Source organism: Halovibrio variabilis (assembly GCF_007991175.1).
GTDB classification, from domain to species: Bacteria; Pseudomonadota; Gammaproteobacteria; order Pseudomonadales; family Halomonadaceae; genus Vreelandella; species Vreelandella variabilis.
The window spans coordinates 124,235-139,824 of record NZ_BJXV01000011.1 but is presented as its reverse complement, the minus strand read 5'-3'; the positions used below and the strand labels follow the sequence as shown (position 1 = coordinate 139,824).

Sequence of the window (15,590 nt, the reverse complement as noted above, 5' to 3'; positions counted from 1 at the left end):
CTCCATGGATATTACCAGCGATACCCACAGCAAGCATATCTCTCGCCAGTTCAACCAGGAGCTGGAAGAGCTAAAAACCCACCTGATGGCCATGGGCGGTCTGGTGGAAAAGCAGGTCCAGGATGCGGTCTTTGCCCTCCTCGAGGGCGATACCCGCCTAGCCGAGCAAGTGCGCGACAATGACCGCCAGGTCAACGACCTGCAGTTACAAATTGACGACGAATGTACCCGCGTACTGGCGCGCCGCCAGCCCGCTGCGTCCGACCTACGCTTGGTGCTTGCCGTTATTCGCGCCACCTCTGACCTTGAGCGCATTGGCGATGAAGCCAGCAAGATCGCCCGTAACGCCATGCTGTTAGGCGAAAATGGCAGTGCCGTTCGCGGCTTGGTGGAAGTCAGGCATATCAGCGAGCACGTGCGCAAAATGCTCCGCGATGCGCTTACCGCCTTTGCCCGCTTTGATACCGACCTCGCCATGCAGGTAGTCCGCGAAGACGAACTGGTCGACGACGAATACAGCAGCGCCATGCGCTCATTAATGACCTTTATGATGGAAGACTCGCGCTCTATTACCTCAGTACTCAGCGTTATGTGGGTACTGCGCGCACTGGAGCGGGTAGGCGACCACGCCGACAATCTCGCCGAGTACGTGGTCTATCTGGTCAAGGGCCTGGATATACGCCATAGCGACACCGACGACCTGGAGCCGAAGGTGTTAAAAAAGCCTTGACCTGATAAGGGTTTCCTCCTGCAATACGTCCGGGCGGCCGAGTGTCGTCTGGACGTTTACGACAAGGAGCTAACCCGCCATGCTGGATGCTGTCACTGCGCTTACCCGAGGCACACGCTGTGTGTATCAGCCGGGTATGCGTCGCTATGTTTTTCTGCCTATTCTCGTCAACCTGATTGTCTACGTGAGCATGCTCAGCTTTGTGTTCAACCGTTTTGACGGCTGGCTGGCGCATTGGATGAACATGGTGCCTAGCTGGCTTGAGTGGCTCTCGTGGCTTATCTGGCCGCTTTTTGTTATCAGCCTGTTAATAGTGGTATTTTTTACCTTTACGCTCGTGACCAGCTTTATCGCCGCCCCTTTTTACGGCTTCTTGGCCGCCAAAGTGGAAGTCCAAGCCACCGGCCGTGAACCTTTGGATGACCGCGGTTTTACCAAAACGGCTATCGATGCGGTTGGCCGAGAGTTCGTCAAGCTCGCCTATATCCTACCGCGCACCGCTGTCCTGTTTATCATTAGCTGGATTCCGGGCGTGAATTTAGTTGCCCCGCTACTCTGGGCGCTGTTTTCCGCCTGGGTGATGGCGATCACCTACCTGGATTACCCAATGGACAACAACAAGGTGACGTTTGCCGATATGCGCCAGCGCTTGGCTAAACGCTGGTGGCAAAGCCTGACCTACGGTGGCTTAATCACACTCATCACCTGGATTCCACTGGCTAATTTATTTCTGATTCCCGGCGCTGTGGCGGGGGCTGTCCTGATGTGGGATGCCCACTACAGGGGCGCTCGCGAGATGACATCGCCATGATACCTCGCGCTGCGTATGACCGGCGCTAAACCATTTTGCGACCTTTTCATTAACGCTTACCTACCGGGGAACAAAGCTGTGTTAAAAACTATCTTAAAAACTATTTTAAAAACCATGTTAAAACCTATGTTAAAACCTATGCCTTGGCTGGGCGGTATGCTCTTAATTAGCGCCATGTCTGTTTCAATGGCGTCTGGGGCGATGGCCCACGACGTGCAAACAGACACGCTGCGTATCGCCCACCCCTTCGCCATGCCAACACCACCAGGCGCTACCAACGGCGCCGCCTATGTGGATATCAGCGCCTTTTCAGCCCCCGTTACCCTGGTCGGCGCGCGCAGTCCCGCCAGTGCCGACGTAGAACTGCACGATATGCAAATGGACGGCGATATGATGCAGATGCGCCATGTCGAAGCAATTCGTGTCGAGGCAGGCGAGACGTACACCATGCGTCCCGGTGGTGGGTATCACTTAATGTTGATTGGGTTAACCGAGCCGCTCAAAGAAGGCGAGCAGTTTCCTCTCACGCTCACCTTTGCAGAACAGGGCGATGTAGATATAGAGGTCTGGGTACAAGGCGCCCAAGAAGGTAGCGAAGCCGCTGATGGGCATCACCATTGATGGAGGCGACAGCGGCAAGGAAGTGTGTCGAATAATCAAAAAATTAGGCCCTGCATAAGAACAGGGCCTAAGGGCACAACGTGTAGACAATAACTGACGCTAGCTTCCTTTCCGTTTGTGGGACTCCAACCTTGGATTTAAGCCCTGACTAGCGTTTTGATTGTCGTTTGATTCAGTCCATGAATCGCTGTGTATCCCTATTGATTTGACATCCTTGCGCATTTTTTCTCGCCCTTTGATAGTAGTGTATTTCACGAGAAATGCAAAGATTTGTTACCAGACGTTTCTTTTACCCTTGTCGTACATCAAGTCAGTAAGGCGCAACGTAAGGGGAAAATAAGCAAGCAGACAAAAATTAGGCCCCGACAAAGCGGGGCCCGATATCAGAATAGGTAATAGACAGTAACTAACGCTAGCTTCCACTCCTTGTGCGGGGCTCCAACCTTGGAATTAACCCTGACCAGCGTTTTGACTACCTACTGGTTCATCCTTGAACCCTGTGACATCCGTGCCTTTCAACATCCTGTTATTCGCTTCATCGTCCTATGGTGAAGCATTCTTCGATATCTTAACGGGGTCAACGGTGCTGTCTTTTCAGTACGGACTTTTTAGCACTGTTTGTGTACTTAATCTCTATATTGCAGAGAGTATGCCAAGCAGCATAAATAGATAATATAACGCTTCAAAAACAACAGATTAAGAAATAAAAAGATGATCTCAAAGGGCGTTTGATTAACGCCATAAACCCAGTAGAGCTGTGTAAAAAAGGCACATGCGCAATGTTGCGCCAACCCTTGAATGTCATTATTACACACTTCTACAAATATTGTACAGGGACCGGCGTTGAGAATTAGGTAAGTCGTGAGGCGGGGAAGAGGCAACGAAACAGCGCGCCTTTGCCGGGGTGGGATTCAATCCGCAGCTGGGCATCGTGGCGTAGCAGCACATGCTTTACGATTGCCAAGCCTAAACCGGTGCCGCCGGTCGCCGTGCTGCGGCCTTTATCAACGCGGTAGAAACGTTCGGTTAAGCGAGGTATATGCACCGGGTCGATCCCTTCGCCATTATCTTCGACATCGAGGCAGCCGTCGCCGTTAGCATTCGCTTTCCAGCGTAAGGTAATGTGGCTTCCCGGCGGCGTGTAGCGCACGGCATTGAAGGCAAGGTTAGAAACGGCACTGCGGATTTCTTGTTCGCTGCCCAGCAAACGGGCATCGTTCTCAACCGCCACGCTGATGGTATGACGCTGGTGTGATAGTGCCAACGCATCATCGCACACGCTCTGAAGTAGCGGCCCAAGCGACAGCGGATGATGGTCCTTTCCGCCTTGGTCAATTTCCAAGCGAGACAGCAGCAACAGATCATTGACCAAATTTTGCATGCGCTGGGTTTGTTCCTGCATTTGCTGAATACTGCGCCCTAAACGCGGCGGCAGCTGATCGGCCATATCGCTATAGGTTTCCAAATAGCCGGAAAGCACGGTTAAGGGCGTACGCAGCTCGTGCGACACATTGGCGACGAAGTCGCGGCGCATTTGCTCCAAGCGATGCAAGCGGGTGATATCGCGAGCCATTACCAAACGCTCATCGTCGCCGTACAGGGTGATTTGGTACTGCAGGATACGCCGCTCGTCTATCGGCGAAGTTAGCGTCAGCGGTTCGCTGTAATCGCGCGAATTAAAGTAGCCAATAAAGCTCGGGTCGCGCAGAAGGTTGGTAATATGCTGGCCGCGATCATGGGCGGTTTGCAGCCCCAGCATGTTCGTCGCCGCGCTGTTCCACCACTCTAAATCGCCGTGGCGATCGAGCATCACCACACTGTCGCGCATCGCTTCCGACGACTCTTGAATACGCGCTAGGGTAGCACGCAGCCGGCTTTGGGTGATGCGCTGGCTTTTTTGGTAGCGGTATAAACGGTCAAACAACTCACCCCACATCCCGCGGGCGGCGGGCGGTTCATCGTGGGGCTGAAGGGTTAGCCACAGGTAAAGCTCACGGAGCTTGCGTAAATGGTAAAAAAGACATACTGCAAGCCCTGCCGAAAGCCCCAGCCCAGCCGCGCCTAGCAGCCAGCCGATGCAAGTACCCAGTGTTACCAGCCAGGCTAGTCGCCACAGTTCACGGCTCCATAAACGCACATTTACACCCGTGCGGAGAAACGGTATCCGGTACCCCGAACCGTTTGAATCAGGTTTTGATGCACATCGCCCAGCGCTTTACGCAAGCGGCGAATATGCACGTCGACCGTGCGCTCTTCAACGTAAACGTTGCCGCCCCACACTTGGTCCAGCAACTGGCTACGTGTGTAAGCGCGCTCTTGATGGGTCATAAAAAACTGCAGCAAACGGTACTCGGTGGGCCCCATTTCCAGCGCTTTGCCGTGAGCACTGACCCGATGGCTCACCGGATCAAGCAGCAAGCCATTGATCTCGATGGGATCTTCAACGCCGCGCGGCGTGGCACGACGCAGCACGGCTTTTAGACGCGCGACCAATTCCCGGGGCGAAAACGGCTTAGTGATATAGTCATCGGCACCGGCCTCGAGCCCCTGAATTTTATTATCCTCCTCGCCTTTGGCGGTAAGCATAATGATGGGTATCTCGGCGGTTGCCTCTTCACGCTTTAAGCGCCTAGCCAGCTCAATACCGCTGGTGCCGGGCATCATCCAGTCAAGCAACAATAAATCAGGTTGATGGTCGACCACCATGGCATGAGCATCTTGGGCGTTATCCGCTTCCAGCACGCGATAGTCAGCCATTTCCAGCGCCACCGCAATCATCTCGCGAATCGACGCCTCATCATCGACAATCAGAACGGTCTTGGCGGTCATACCAGAGCCTCACGGTGTTCAAACAAAGCTAGTTCAAAGACAAACAGATCAATGACATGTCAGTGACGATCACACCATGACTTAATGACAATTACATGACAGCCCCAGACATTAGCCCACCGCCGGCCACCAACTTAATATAATACCTGCAAAAATCAGCAGGCCCGACCAAAAATTATTCAGAAACGCTTGAAAGCACGCGTCCCGATCGCGCCGGTAAATCAGCCTCTGCTGATGGATAAACGTTGCCGCCATGGCAGCCAGCCCTAGCCAAAAGAAGCCGCCTAACGCTACCCGCCAGCCTAGCCACGCCAGCAACCCTAGCGTTGCCAGCTGGAGTAACCCAATGATCAAGCGATCGGCGTTTCCAAACAGCACGGCCGTGGATTTAATGCCCACTTTTAGATCATCGTCGCGATCCACCATGGCGTATTGGGTATCGTAGGCCACTGTCCACAGCACGTTGGCGCCGAACAGTAGCCAGGCTTCCAGCGGAACATGGCCCTGCACGGCGCCGAAGGCCATCGGAATCGCCCAGGAAAACGCCGCCCCTAGCACTACCTGAGGAAAGTGGGTGTAGCGCTTCATAAACGGATAAATAATCGCCAGCGCCACGCCGCCCAGCGAGAGCGCTACGGTAAACCAGTTGGTCAGTAACACCAGTACAAACGCCGCGGCCACCAGAGCGATAAACAGCAGCTGAGCCTCGGTTTCGCTAATCCGCCCCGTCGCGAGGGGGCGGTTTTTGGTGCGCTTCACATGGCCATCAAAATGCCGATCGGCGTAGTCGTTGACCACGCACCCCGCGGCGCGCATGACATACACCCCGGCAATGAAAATCAGCAACACGTTGCGTTCGGGCACGCCATCCGCAGCAACCCACAGTGCCCACAGCGTCGGCCACATCAAAAGCCAGGTGCCAATCGGTCGGTCTAAGCGCATCAAGTGTAAAAAATCAGCCACGCGAGCAAATCCCTGCGGCCGCAGCAGTGAACGATCCATGCTTACCTCTCGAAATGAAACACCATAATTCAACGACTTTAGCGTGAAGGCAGGCCAAGATCATCCGCCATCGCCGGTAAAAAGAACTCCTGCACCAATAATGACAGACTGCCTTGCTGACAGCCGTGCTTACAGCCGTGATAAAAAACAGAGCGACGGCCCCAAACGCTGTCGTCCTGTATACCGCTAACGCCAGCAAACAAAGGGGCATGCGTCGTTACTTCCAGCGGCCCGCGCACCACGTCTGGCTGACGAAATAGCCAGCTGCCTAGCGAGCGCTCGCCCAGGCGCTCCAAACGCTGGCCCTTTAGCTGCGCAAGCGGGGCGACCGAGCGGGCCACCACCCAGGGCGTTTCATCTAAACACAGCGCTACTTCGCGTAGCCAGGCATAGCGGCGCGGCGCAATATTAAGGGCTAACGCTTCATCGCGCTGCGGCAAACCAACGCATTGGCGTAACACCCGCACACGAAAAGGTTTCCCCCTCCCAGCGGCGATTAAGCGAGCGGTCAACGAGTCGGTTGAGGCCACCCACTGCCACCAAGCGCTGCTCATTGCTGGCCGCGCAGCCTGAAGGGGGCGCCAGTGTGTAAATAGAGGCGGTTGCCGAAAAGCAGCAGGCGTCACCGAGTTCTCCAAGGCAATAAACGGAGCAGCTAGTGTAACATGGGGCATTGATAGGCTTTTATTCTCGCGCTTTTTTAGCGCCCCGTTTTGGTGTCTGCATGCCCGCATCCTATACCCAGATAACGTCAACGACCCAGATAACGTCAATGCCTCACGCTGCGCTGGTGATTATTGGCACGGGCATGGCAGGGGTCGGCCTTGCCCGTGCGCTGCGCCGCCTGGGCGACCAACGCTCAATCACGCTGGTGAGCGCCGACAGCGGCGATGACTACAGCAAACCACTGCTTTCCACCGGCTTTGCCAAGGGCTTGAAACCCGATGCGCTTGCCCAACGCAATACCGCTCAACTGGGCGAAGAGCTCAATGCCCGCGTTGTTATCCACACTCGGGCAACCGCACTGGATGTGGCTAACAACACCGTTCTTCTTAGCGACAGCCAAGCGCTGGGCGATGACCGTCTGCGCTACGACACCTTGGTACTGGCCACCGGCGCTGCGCCACGGGTGCCTTTCAGTATCGACCCTAGCGTGGCCCAGCGTTGCTTTACCATCAACGATCTAGACGATTACCGCCGCTTTCATGCCGCCTTAGGCGGCGGCCCGGGCCGAGTGGCGATCATTGGCGCGGGGCTCGTTGGCTGTGAATTCGCCAACGACCTCAACACCGGCGGCCACCAGGTCAGCGTCGTGGCCCCCGAAACGACGCTGCTTCCTCGCCTGCTGCCACCACCGCTGGGTAACGCTCTAGGCGATGCTTTTAGCGACGCGGGTATCCAACTGGCTTTAGGTCGTACGCTTCAATCGATGACACCAAGTAGCGGCGGCGGTATCGCATTAACGTTAGATACTAACGAAAAACTCGATGCTGACGTTGTGCTGATGGCCACCGGTCTTGCCCCGCGTACAGCGCTTGCCGAGGCCGCAGGCCTAACGGTATCGGCAAGCGGCGTTGAGGTCGACCGTCAGCTACGCACGTCGCACCCCGATATCTACGCCTTGGGCGATGTGGCCTGCGTAGACGGCGTGAACGCCATGTACGTACAGCCGCTACAAGCGAGCGCCAAGGCGCTGGCGGCTACCCTTGCTGGCACGCCAACATCCGTCAGCTTTGGCGCTTGGCCCGTCATCGTTAAAACCCCGCTGCTGCCGGTGGTCGCCTACCCGCCACAAACCACGCCAGAACGCTGGCGGATTGAAGGCGAAGACGGTAATTTCAGTGCCTTAGCCGAAAATAAAGACGGACGTTTGATTGGTTTTGCGTTGACAGGCGGCTGCGTGAGAAGGAAAGTGGAGCTTTCCAGAGCAGCACCTGCGCTGCTAGGCTGATTTTCGCCGCGTTCGCGACTAGGCTAGAAACGCTAACCTCATCGTGGTGACGTGTCCAACAACATGCATGTGTTTAACGTTCGATGATTAATCAAGGGAGATTCCTTATGCGCAAACCTGAACTCGCTGCTGCTATCGCTGACAGTGCCGACTTGTCTAAAGACAAAGCGGGCCAAGTGTTAAATGTTATTCTGGATGAGATCACCAACAGTTGTGCCAAAGGTGAAGACGTTGCTCTAATCGGCTTTGGCACCTTCACCGTGCGCGAGCGCGCGGCGCGTACCGGCAAAAACCCGCAGACCGGTGCGCCGCTGCAAATTCCGGCCAGCAAAAACGTTGCCTTCAAGCCAGGCAAAGCACTTAAGGACGCCGTTTCCTAATGAAACTCAAGCTGACGCTGTGGCTGCTGGGCTTTTTGCTCAAACGTGCCCTGCGCCGCAAACCGCGCTTTCGTGAACAGTTAGAACGAATGCGTGGCCTGGATTGGGGAATTGCCACGGAAGATCTAAGTATTGCCCGCCACTACCGGATGACGCCGAAAGGCATCAGCAGCGGTAAAGGGCTGCCCGTCGACTTAGATCTTGAACTGCGTTTCCGCGATCAGGATACCGCCTTGAAAGTCCTCAAAAAGCCAACCAAGCAGGCGTTTCTCGACGGTATGATGAGCGGCAATGTGCGTTTAGTGGGTGACTCTGCCGATATGAACAAGCTGCAAAAACTGCTCAAGCATTTGTAGTCTCCGCCCGCCACATCAACGTGGCGGGGTATTTTGCCTCCTGCCTAATCTTCCCGGCTGCTTTCTTGCGTTACTTAAAGACAAACCACGGCCAAACCCTCTATACTGACACCTTATACTAAAGTCTAAAAAGCACCCATAAGAGACCCTATGCCCCTTTCACTGCCGCTGCGGCGCCTTTGGACCCTGGATAAATTCGCCTATAGCCTGCGCGTTTTTATCGCGTTCAGCGGTGCGCTACTGTTTAGCGGCTTAATAGGCGATGTGGCGCTGGTTATTCCGCTGTTTCTGGGCATCATCGCCTGCGCGCTGTCTGAAACCGACGACAGCTGGCAGGGGCGTTTGCAAGCCCTGCTGGTCACCTTGGTGTGCTTTACGTCGGCGTCCTTTATTGTTCAGTGGCTGTTTCCCTGGCCGTGGCTGTTTGCCATTGGCCTGGGTGTTTCCAGCTTTACGCTGATTATGCTCGGCGCTATCGGGCAGCGTTACGCCACTATCGCCTCTGGCACGCTGATCCTGTCGATCTATTCAATGATCAATATCGAGCAGCACGGCGGCGTGGATGGAGACGTGGCGGCGCGTCAGCTGTTGCTGCTGGCGGGGGCAGTCTGGTACGGGCTTATTTCAGTGGTATGGTGCGCGCTATTTTCCAGGCAGCCGGTCAAGCAGAGCATGGCCCGCGTGTACAAGGCGCTAGGCGAGTTTTTAATACTGAAGTCCGCGCTGTTTGAGCCTGTGCGCGGTGTGGATGTTGAAGCCCGCCGGGTGGCCCTAGCACGCCAGAACGGCAAGGTCGTGGCGGCGCTCAACCAAGCCAAAGAGATGATTTTTAGACGTCTGGAAGGCCAGCGCGGCGACCAAAAACTCAACCGCTACCTGCGCATCTACTTTATCGCCCAGGATATTCACGAACGCGCCAGCTCCACCCATTACCCGTATAGCGCGCTCAGCAAAGCCTTTTTCCACCACGATGTGCTGTTCCGCTGTCAGCGGCTGCTGGATCAGCAGGGGCGCTCCTGCCGCCAGCTGGCCAAATCGCTGCTACTTAACAGGCCGTTTGATCACCAGCAGAGCGAAGAGGCCCTGGCGGACTTACACGCTTCCATCGAAAACCTGCGCGACCGGGGCAAGCCCGAATGGCGCCCGCTGCTCTACCCGCTAAGCGCGCTGGCAGAGAACCTGGCCACGCTGGAAAACCAGCTCGCCAGCGCCCACAATCCTGGGGTCAGCGATGAGCGTCGTGACAGTTCGCTTTATGACCGCTCGCCGTCGAGCTTACTGGAAGCCTGGAAGCGGGTGCGCCTGAACTTTACTCTTGGCTCTCCCACCTTTCGCCACGCGGTGCGGCTTTCTATTGCGCTAATGACCGGCTACGGGATCATGCAGTGGATCGACCCTGAGCAGGGCTTCTGGATTCTGCTCACCACGCTGTTTGTGTGCCGGCCCAACTTTGCCACCACACGGCGGTTCTTATCCCAACGGATTATGGGCACGGTATTGGGCCTAACGGTGGGCTGGGCGTCGATCAGCCTCTTTCCGCACCCGCTGGTGCAAAGCATGATCGCCGTGGCCGCCGGGGTGTCGTTCTTCGCTAATCGTGAGAAACACTACGTGATCGCGACCGCGTCCATCACGCTGCTGGTGCTGTGTAGCTTTAACCAGGTGGGCGACGGCTATGACCTTATCTTACCCCGGTTATTCGATACCTTGATTGGCTCGCTGATCGCGGGCTTGGCGGTATTTTTCATTCTGCCCGACTGGCAGGGGCGCAGGCTCTACCGCGAGGCCTCCAACGCGCTGAACAACCACCGCCGCTACCTCGAAGAAATTATCCACCAATACGAGGAAGGCAAGCAGGATGACTTGGCCTACCGCTTGGCACGGCGTAATGCCCACAACGCCGACGCGGCGCTCTCCACTTTGCTGACCAACATGCTCCACGAGCCGGGGCACTACCGTAAGCAGGACGCCGACAATGGCCTGCGCTTTTTGGTGCTCTCCAACACTCTGCTTAGCCACCTGTCTGCGCTGGGCGCCCACCGCCACCAGCTGGCAGACGATGAAGACGATGCCACGCTGATACCGGTGGCAAAACGCATTGGTGAGCTGTTAGGCCTAATCGCTGAACGGTTAAAACACTCCCAGCCGGTTGAGCCGCTAGCGGATCAAACCGCTGAGCTATTAGCCCAGCTGGAAGAACAGAACGCGGTAGCCGCGGACGACCAAACGATGACGCTGTATCGTCCTATCCAGAGCCAGCTACGCCTGATTACTGAACAGCTAGCCCCGCTGGGCGAGGCCGCTAATCGGTTGGTGGGAAGCGAAGACCACACGCCAAGCGGCGCTAGCGCAACGGCGTAACAAACGCTGCCTACACCTGCCCATAGCGCCCTGCGGCTTCGCCCAGCCAGCGGCGCACCAGCACGGCGGTGACGTCGGCGTTGCCTTGCAGCGTTTGCGCCATGGCGCTGACCCGCGCTAACAAATCGGCATCCCGCTCCAGATCGGCGATTTTCATCTGCGCCAGGCCGGTTTGGCGGGTGCCGAGCACTTCGCCGGGGCCGCGGATTTCCAGGTCTTTCTCGGCGATGCGAAAGCCATCGGTGGTTTCGCGCATGACCGCCAAGCGCTGGCGGGAGCTTTTCGACAGCGGCGGATGGTAGAGCAGCACGCAGAAGCTTTCCGTACTGCCCCGGCCCACGCGGCCGCGTAGCTGGTGAAGTTGTGAAAGCCCCAGCCGCTCGGGGTTTTCGATAATCATCAGGCTGGCGTTGGGCACATCCACGCCCACTTCGATGACCGTGGTCGCCACCAGCAGATCCAGCTCGCCCGCTTTAAAAGCGGTCATCACTTCGGCTTTCTCGCTGGATTTCATGCGCCCGTGCACCAACCCCACCGCAAGTTCAGGCAAGGCGACGGTTAGCTCGTCGCGGGTCACCTCGGCAGCCTGGCACTGAAGCACCTCGGATTCGTCAATCAGCGTGCACACCCAATACGCCTGGCGGCCTTCGCTGCAGGCCAGCCGAATGCGTTCAACCACCTCCGGGCGGCGCTCGTCGGGCACTACCACGGTTTTCACCGGCGTACGGCCGGGGGGCAGCTCGTCGATGACCGAGACATCCAAGTCCGCATAGGCGCTCATGGCCAGGGTGCGGGGGATCGGCGTGGCGGTCATGATCAGCTGGTGCGGGGTAAGCCCGCCTGCCTCGCCTTTCTCGCGCAGCGCCAAGCGTTGATGCACGCCAAAGCGGTGCTGCTCATCAATAATCGCTAGCCCTAAGCACTGAAAGTGCACGTCGTCCTGAAACAGCGCGTGGGTGCCCACCACCATACGCGCGCGACCGTCGGCAATCGCCGCCTTGGCATCCAGCCGCGCTTTGCCTTTTAGCTTGCCCGCCAGCCACGCCACTTCGATGCCCAGCGGCTCGAACCAGGCTGTAAACGAGCGGTAGTGCTGCTCTGCGAGGATTTCCGTCGGTGCCATGATCGCCGCCTGGCAGTTGCCCGCCAGGGCGCACAGCGCGGCCATGGCAGCCACCACGGTCTTGCCCGAGCCGACATCGCCTTGAAGCAGCCGCAGCATCGGCGCCGGGCGGCTTAAATCGTGGCTGATCTCCTCCAGCACGCGGCGCTGAGCGCCGGTCAAGGCAAACGGCAGCTGGGCCAAAAAGCGCGCCTGCAGGCTGCGCCCAGAAGGCAGCGTCGGCGCGCCATCCGCCTGAATACGCAGGCGCACTTCGCGCAGGCTCAACTGGTGGGCGAGCAGCTCTTCCAGCGCCAGCCTGCGAGTGGCGGGGTGCTGTCCGCTGGTCAACTGGTCTATATTCACATCGGGCGGTGGCTGGTGCAGCAGGTGCAAACTGGCGTGTAAGCCCGGTAACTGAAAGCGCTGCAGCAGTGCCTCGGGTATCACATCAGGCAACGCCTCGGGGGCGTTATCCAGCATCCCCAGCGCTTGCTGAGCCAGGGCACGCAGCCGCGGCTGGTTCAGCCCTTCAGTGGTGGGGTAAATAGGCGTGAAATACTCCTCTACCGGGGTTTCACTGCCACTCAGGCGGTACTCGGGGTGATAGATCTCTAATCCGGTCGCCCCAGCCCGCGCTTCGCCAAAGGCGCGCACCGTGGCACCGGGGCGCAGCTGTTGCTGCTGGGCGGGGGAGAAATGAAAAAAGCGCAGGCTTAAAATGCCGCTGGCATCGCGTAGGCGCACCAGCAGACTACGGCGGCGACCTTTTACCACGTCGCAGGCGGTCACTTCGCCCTCAATCACGGCTTCTTGTCCGGCACGCAATAGGCCAATCGGCGTCAGTCGCGTGCGGTCCTGGTAGCGCAGCGGTAGATGAAATAACAGGTCGCTAACGCGCTCAATGCCCAGTCGGCCAAGTTTTAGCGCCAAGGCTTCGCCCACGCCTTTCAGCGCGGTTATCGGCGCCGCAAGATTGCTCATGGGGCGCTTTTCACGGCTTGGGTAGGTTGGCGGCAGTGGCTGATCGCCTGAATCAACGCCTCAATGGCTTTGGGGCGGGGAAAGCTCGCCCGCCAGGCGATCGCCACGGTGCGCGATGGCGCCGGGTCTACAAAGGGACGGCTGACCAGCATGGCATTTTCGTACTGGTCGGTGCCCAACGCCGACTGCGGCAGAACGGTGATGCCCAGTCGCGAGGCCACCATGTGACGGATGGTTTCCAACGAGCCGCCTTCGGCAATCAGCGTGTTATTGGGGCTATTGAGCTTTTGGATAATCGCCGGGCAGGCTTCCAGAATTTGATCGCGGAAGCAGTGGCCTTCGCCCAGCAGCAGCAGGCGTTCCTCCAGCAAATCCTCTTTGTTGATCGTCTCGCGCTCCACCCAGCGGTGGTTGGCGGGCATTAACACTTCAAAGGCTTCGTCGTAGATGGGTTTGGTCACCACATCGGTTTCGGTAAACGGCAGCGCGACAATAATCACATCCAACTCGCCGCTTCTTAGCTTGGCGCGCAGCGTGCCGGTCATGCCTTCTTCAATATACATCGGCATTTGCGGGGCCGCGGTCGCCAGAGCCGGCACCAAGTGAGGAAAAAGGTAGGGGCCAATCGTGTATATCGCGCCAATGCGCAGCGGGTTGGCCAACTGATCTTTACCCGCACTGGCCAGCTCAAAAATCAGGCTGCTCTGCTCGAGCACACGCTGGGCCTGAGCAACGATTTTTTCGCCCAGCGGGGTGACCTGCACGGTGGACTTGGAACGCTCAAACAGCGCTGTTTCGAGCTCCTCTTCCAGTTTTTTTACCGCCACCGAGAGCGTAGGCTGCGAGACATGACAACGTTCTGCCGCACGGCCAAAATGACGTTCTTGGGCAAGGGTTACGATGTAGCGAAGTTCTGTTAAAGTCATAACGGTGCCAGTGGCATCCTCTCGTAGCTGCTTGTGACAAGGTTTTTGGCAGTGTTTTTGTGACAGTGCTGTGTACGGTAACTGTGGTCTGTACGTAAATATGGTTTGTAAGAAACTAGAGCTTGTACGAAAAAATTAACATTATGACAGTCAGCAGGTTGGAAAACTGACGTGTTGTAAACCGACAATGTCATATTTGGTAGAGACTGTGTATCTAATAGGGAATTTTAATCAAGAGGAGTGAGCACGGTGAAACTAACCATACTGATTATCGGCTGTGGCGATATTGGGATCAACCTTGGGCGCGAATTGCTGGAAGAAGGGCACCATGTCATCGGTTTGCGCCGCAACGTCGAACCCCTAAAGGGTACCGGTATCAAACCGCTGAAGCTGGATTTAAACGATCTTGACGACGCCGGTGCCGCCAGCCTTCCCCAAGCCGACTATGTGGTCTATACCGTCAGCGCCGATCATTTTGAAGAGAGCGCCTATCAAAGCGCTTACCCAGACGGCTTAAAGCGCGTGCTGCGTATTATGGAACAGCATAAGAAGCCGCCGCGGCGGGTGTTTTTTGTTTCTTCGACCAGCGTGCACGGCCAGCAGGAAGGCGAAGTGGTCAACGAAGAGAGCCCCACCGACCCCTCAAGCTTCTCGGGGAAACTGATGTGTGAAGCCGAGCAGGCGTTGATCAATCACCCGCTACCCGGCACGGTTGTGCGCTTCTCGGGGATTTATGGCCCGGGCCGTGATCGCCTGATTCATCAGGTTACCGAGGGCCGTGTTGCCGCCATCAGCCCGGTGATCTATTCCAACCGCATTCACCGCGACGACTGCACCGGTATTATCGCCCACTTGATCCGTTGCCAAGAGAGCGGCAAGCCGCTGGCGGATATCTACCTGGGCAGCGATTGCGAACCCGTCACCATGCATAACGTCATGATGTGGCTGGCCGAGCAGCTAAAAGTAGACGCTACCGATACCATGCAATCGCCTTTACGTCGCCGTACCAGTAAGCGTTGCGATAACCAGCGTATCATTGACGCTGGCTATCAATTCCGCTTCCCCACCTACCGCGAAGGGTATGCCCAGGTGTTAAAGGCGGGTGGCTTTCTCGACGTTAATAAGGCTTAGTCACCGATGACCATCACCGCTTCTGCTTCCACCTGACTGCCTTTGGGCAGCGCTTTCACGCCCACCGCAGCGCGAGCAGGGAAAGGCGCGGTGAAGAACTCTTCCATGACCTGGTTAACAATCGCAAAGTTATCCAAGTCCACCAGATACAGATTCAGCTTAACGACATCGCTGAGCGAGCCCGCCGCTTCTTCACACACCGCTTGCAGGTTGGTGAAGACTTGGCGTGCCTGGGCTTCAAAGTCCTCAGAGACAATCGCCATGGTCGCTGGGTCCAGCGGGATCTGGCCAGAGAGATACACCGTATTACCTGCTTTAATCGCCTGGGAGTAGGGGCCAATAGCGGCGGGGGCTTTGCTGGTATTGATAACAGCCTTATTGCTCATGCGATGTCTCGCTCCTGCAG

At 57.0% G+C, this 15,590-nt stretch carries 15 protein-coding genes; 8 read left to right on the top strand and 7 right to left on the bottom strand.

The annotated features are described in order from the left end of the window. Positions 1-4 precede the first annotated feature (4 nt). The 3 genes from phoU to HVA01_RS11090 all read left to right on the top strand — a co-directional run bounded on the left by phoU (position 5) and on the right by HVA01_RS11090 (position 2,162). The gene (phoU, locus tag HVA01_RS11100) at positions 5-730 is read left to right on the top strand and encodes a phosphate signaling complex protein PhoU (RefSeq protein ID WP_146875482.1); all 726 of its coding nucleotides are present in this window, start codon (positions 5-7) and stop codon (positions 728-730) included. A gap of 79 nt (positions 731-809) precedes the next feature. Further along, a complete protein-coding gene (cysZ, locus tag HVA01_RS11095) occupies positions 810-1,541 on the top strand; it encodes a sulfate transporter CysZ (protein WP_146875481.1) in 732 nt (243 codons plus the stop codon). Positions 1,542-1,697: 156 nt separating this feature from the next. Beyond that, entirely contained in the window at positions 1,698-2,162 is a 465-nt protein-coding gene (locus tag HVA01_RS11090; RefSeq protein ID WP_246129585.1) for a copper chaperone PCu(A)C, read from the top strand. An 850-nt stretch (positions 2,163-3,012) separates the two neighbouring features. Here the strand turns inward: HVA01_RS11090 and phoR are convergent. The 4 genes from phoR to HVA01_RS11070 all read right to left on the bottom strand — a co-directional run bounded on the left by phoR (position 3,013) and on the right by HVA01_RS11070 (position 6,667). After that, positions 3,013-4,299, bottom strand: a complete 1,287-nt coding sequence (phoR, locus tag HVA01_RS11085; RefSeq protein WP_146875480.1) for a phosphate regulon sensor histidine kinase PhoR — start codon at positions 4,297-4,299, stop codon at positions 3,013-3,015. A 2-nt stretch (positions 4,300-4,301) separates the two neighbouring features. Continuing rightward, on the bottom strand, positions 4,302-4,991 hold the full coding sequence (phoB, locus tag HVA01_RS11080) for a phosphate regulon transcriptional regulator PhoB (protein WP_007112280.1): 690 nt from the start codon (positions 4,989-4,991) through the stop codon (positions 4,302-4,304). Between the two features lie 111 nt (positions 4,992-5,102). Continuing rightward, positions 5,103-5,993: a 4-hydroxybenzoate octaprenyltransferase gene (gene ubiA / locus HVA01_RS11075; RefSeq protein ID WP_146875479.1), complete on the bottom strand. Its 891-nt coding sequence runs from the start codon at positions 5,991-5,993 to the stop codon at positions 5,103-5,105. 38 nt (positions 5,994-6,031) lie between these two features. After that, entirely contained in the window at positions 6,032-6,667 is a 636-nt protein-coding gene (locus tag HVA01_RS11070; RefSeq protein ID WP_146875478.1) for a chorismate--pyruvate lyase family protein, read from the bottom strand. A gap of 50 nt (positions 6,668-6,717) precedes the next feature. Between HVA01_RS11070 and HVA01_RS11065 the strand changes: the two genes are divergently transcribed. The 4 genes from HVA01_RS11065 to yccS all read left to right on the top strand — a co-directional run bounded on the left by HVA01_RS11065 (position 6,718) and on the right by yccS (position 11,041). Next, positions 6,718-7,944, top strand: a complete 1,227-nt coding sequence (locus tag HVA01_RS11065; RefSeq protein WP_146875477.1) for an NAD(P)/FAD-dependent oxidoreductase — start codon at positions 6,718-6,720, stop codon at positions 7,942-7,944. 107 nt (positions 7,945-8,051) lie between these two features. Next, the gene (locus HVA01_RS11060) at positions 8,052-8,324 is read left to right on the top strand and encodes an HU family DNA-binding protein (RefSeq protein ID WP_146875476.1); all 273 of its coding nucleotides are present in this window, start codon (positions 8,052-8,054) and stop codon (positions 8,322-8,324) included. Continuing rightward, positions 8,324-8,680 carry a hypothetical protein gene (locus tag HVA01_RS11055; protein ID WP_146875475.1) on the top strand — a complete coding sequence of 119 codons (357 nt, stop codon included), beginning with the start codon at positions 8,324-8,326 and terminating at the stop codon, positions 8,678-8,680. Before HVA01_RS11060 ends, HVA01_RS11055 begins: the two co-directional genes overlap by 1 nt. Before the next feature lie 150 nt (positions 8,681-8,830). Next, a complete protein-coding gene (gene yccS / locus HVA01_RS11050) occupies positions 8,831-11,041 on the top strand; it encodes a YccS family putative transporter (protein WP_146875474.1) in 2,211 nt (736 codons plus the stop codon). A 10-nt stretch (positions 11,042-11,051) separates the two neighbouring features. Here the strand turns inward: yccS and recG are convergent, their stop codons facing one another. Together recG and HVA01_RS11040 are read right to left on the bottom strand one after the other, a co-directional pair. Next, positions 11,052-13,127: an ATP-dependent DNA helicase RecG gene (gene recG / locus HVA01_RS11045; RefSeq protein WP_146875473.1), complete on the bottom strand. Its 2,076-nt coding sequence runs from the start codon at positions 13,125-13,127 to the stop codon at positions 11,052-11,054. Continuing rightward, a complete protein-coding gene (locus HVA01_RS11040) occupies positions 13,124-14,053 on the bottom strand; it encodes a hydrogen peroxide-inducible genes activator (RefSeq protein ID WP_146875472.1) in 930 nt (309 codons plus the stop codon). Before HVA01_RS11040 ends, recG begins: the two co-directional genes overlap by 4 nt. 249 nt (positions 14,054-14,302) lie before the next feature. Between HVA01_RS11040 and HVA01_RS11035 the strand changes: the two genes are divergently transcribed. Continuing rightward, positions 14,303-15,184 (top strand): SDR family oxidoreductase, encoded by an 882-nt coding sequence (locus tag HVA01_RS11035; protein WP_146875471.1) that lies wholly within the window; start codon positions 14,303-14,305, stop codon positions 15,182-15,184. Here HVA01_RS11035 and HVA01_RS11030 read toward each other — a convergent pair. Continuing rightward, complete coding sequence (locus tag HVA01_RS11030) at positions 15,181-15,570, bottom strand: RidA family protein (protein WP_146875470.1); 390 nt, start codon at positions 15,568-15,570, stop codon at positions 15,181-15,183. The genes HVA01_RS11035 and HVA01_RS11030 overlap by 4 nt on opposite strands. Between the last annotated feature and the right edge of the window lie 20 nt (positions 15,571-15,590).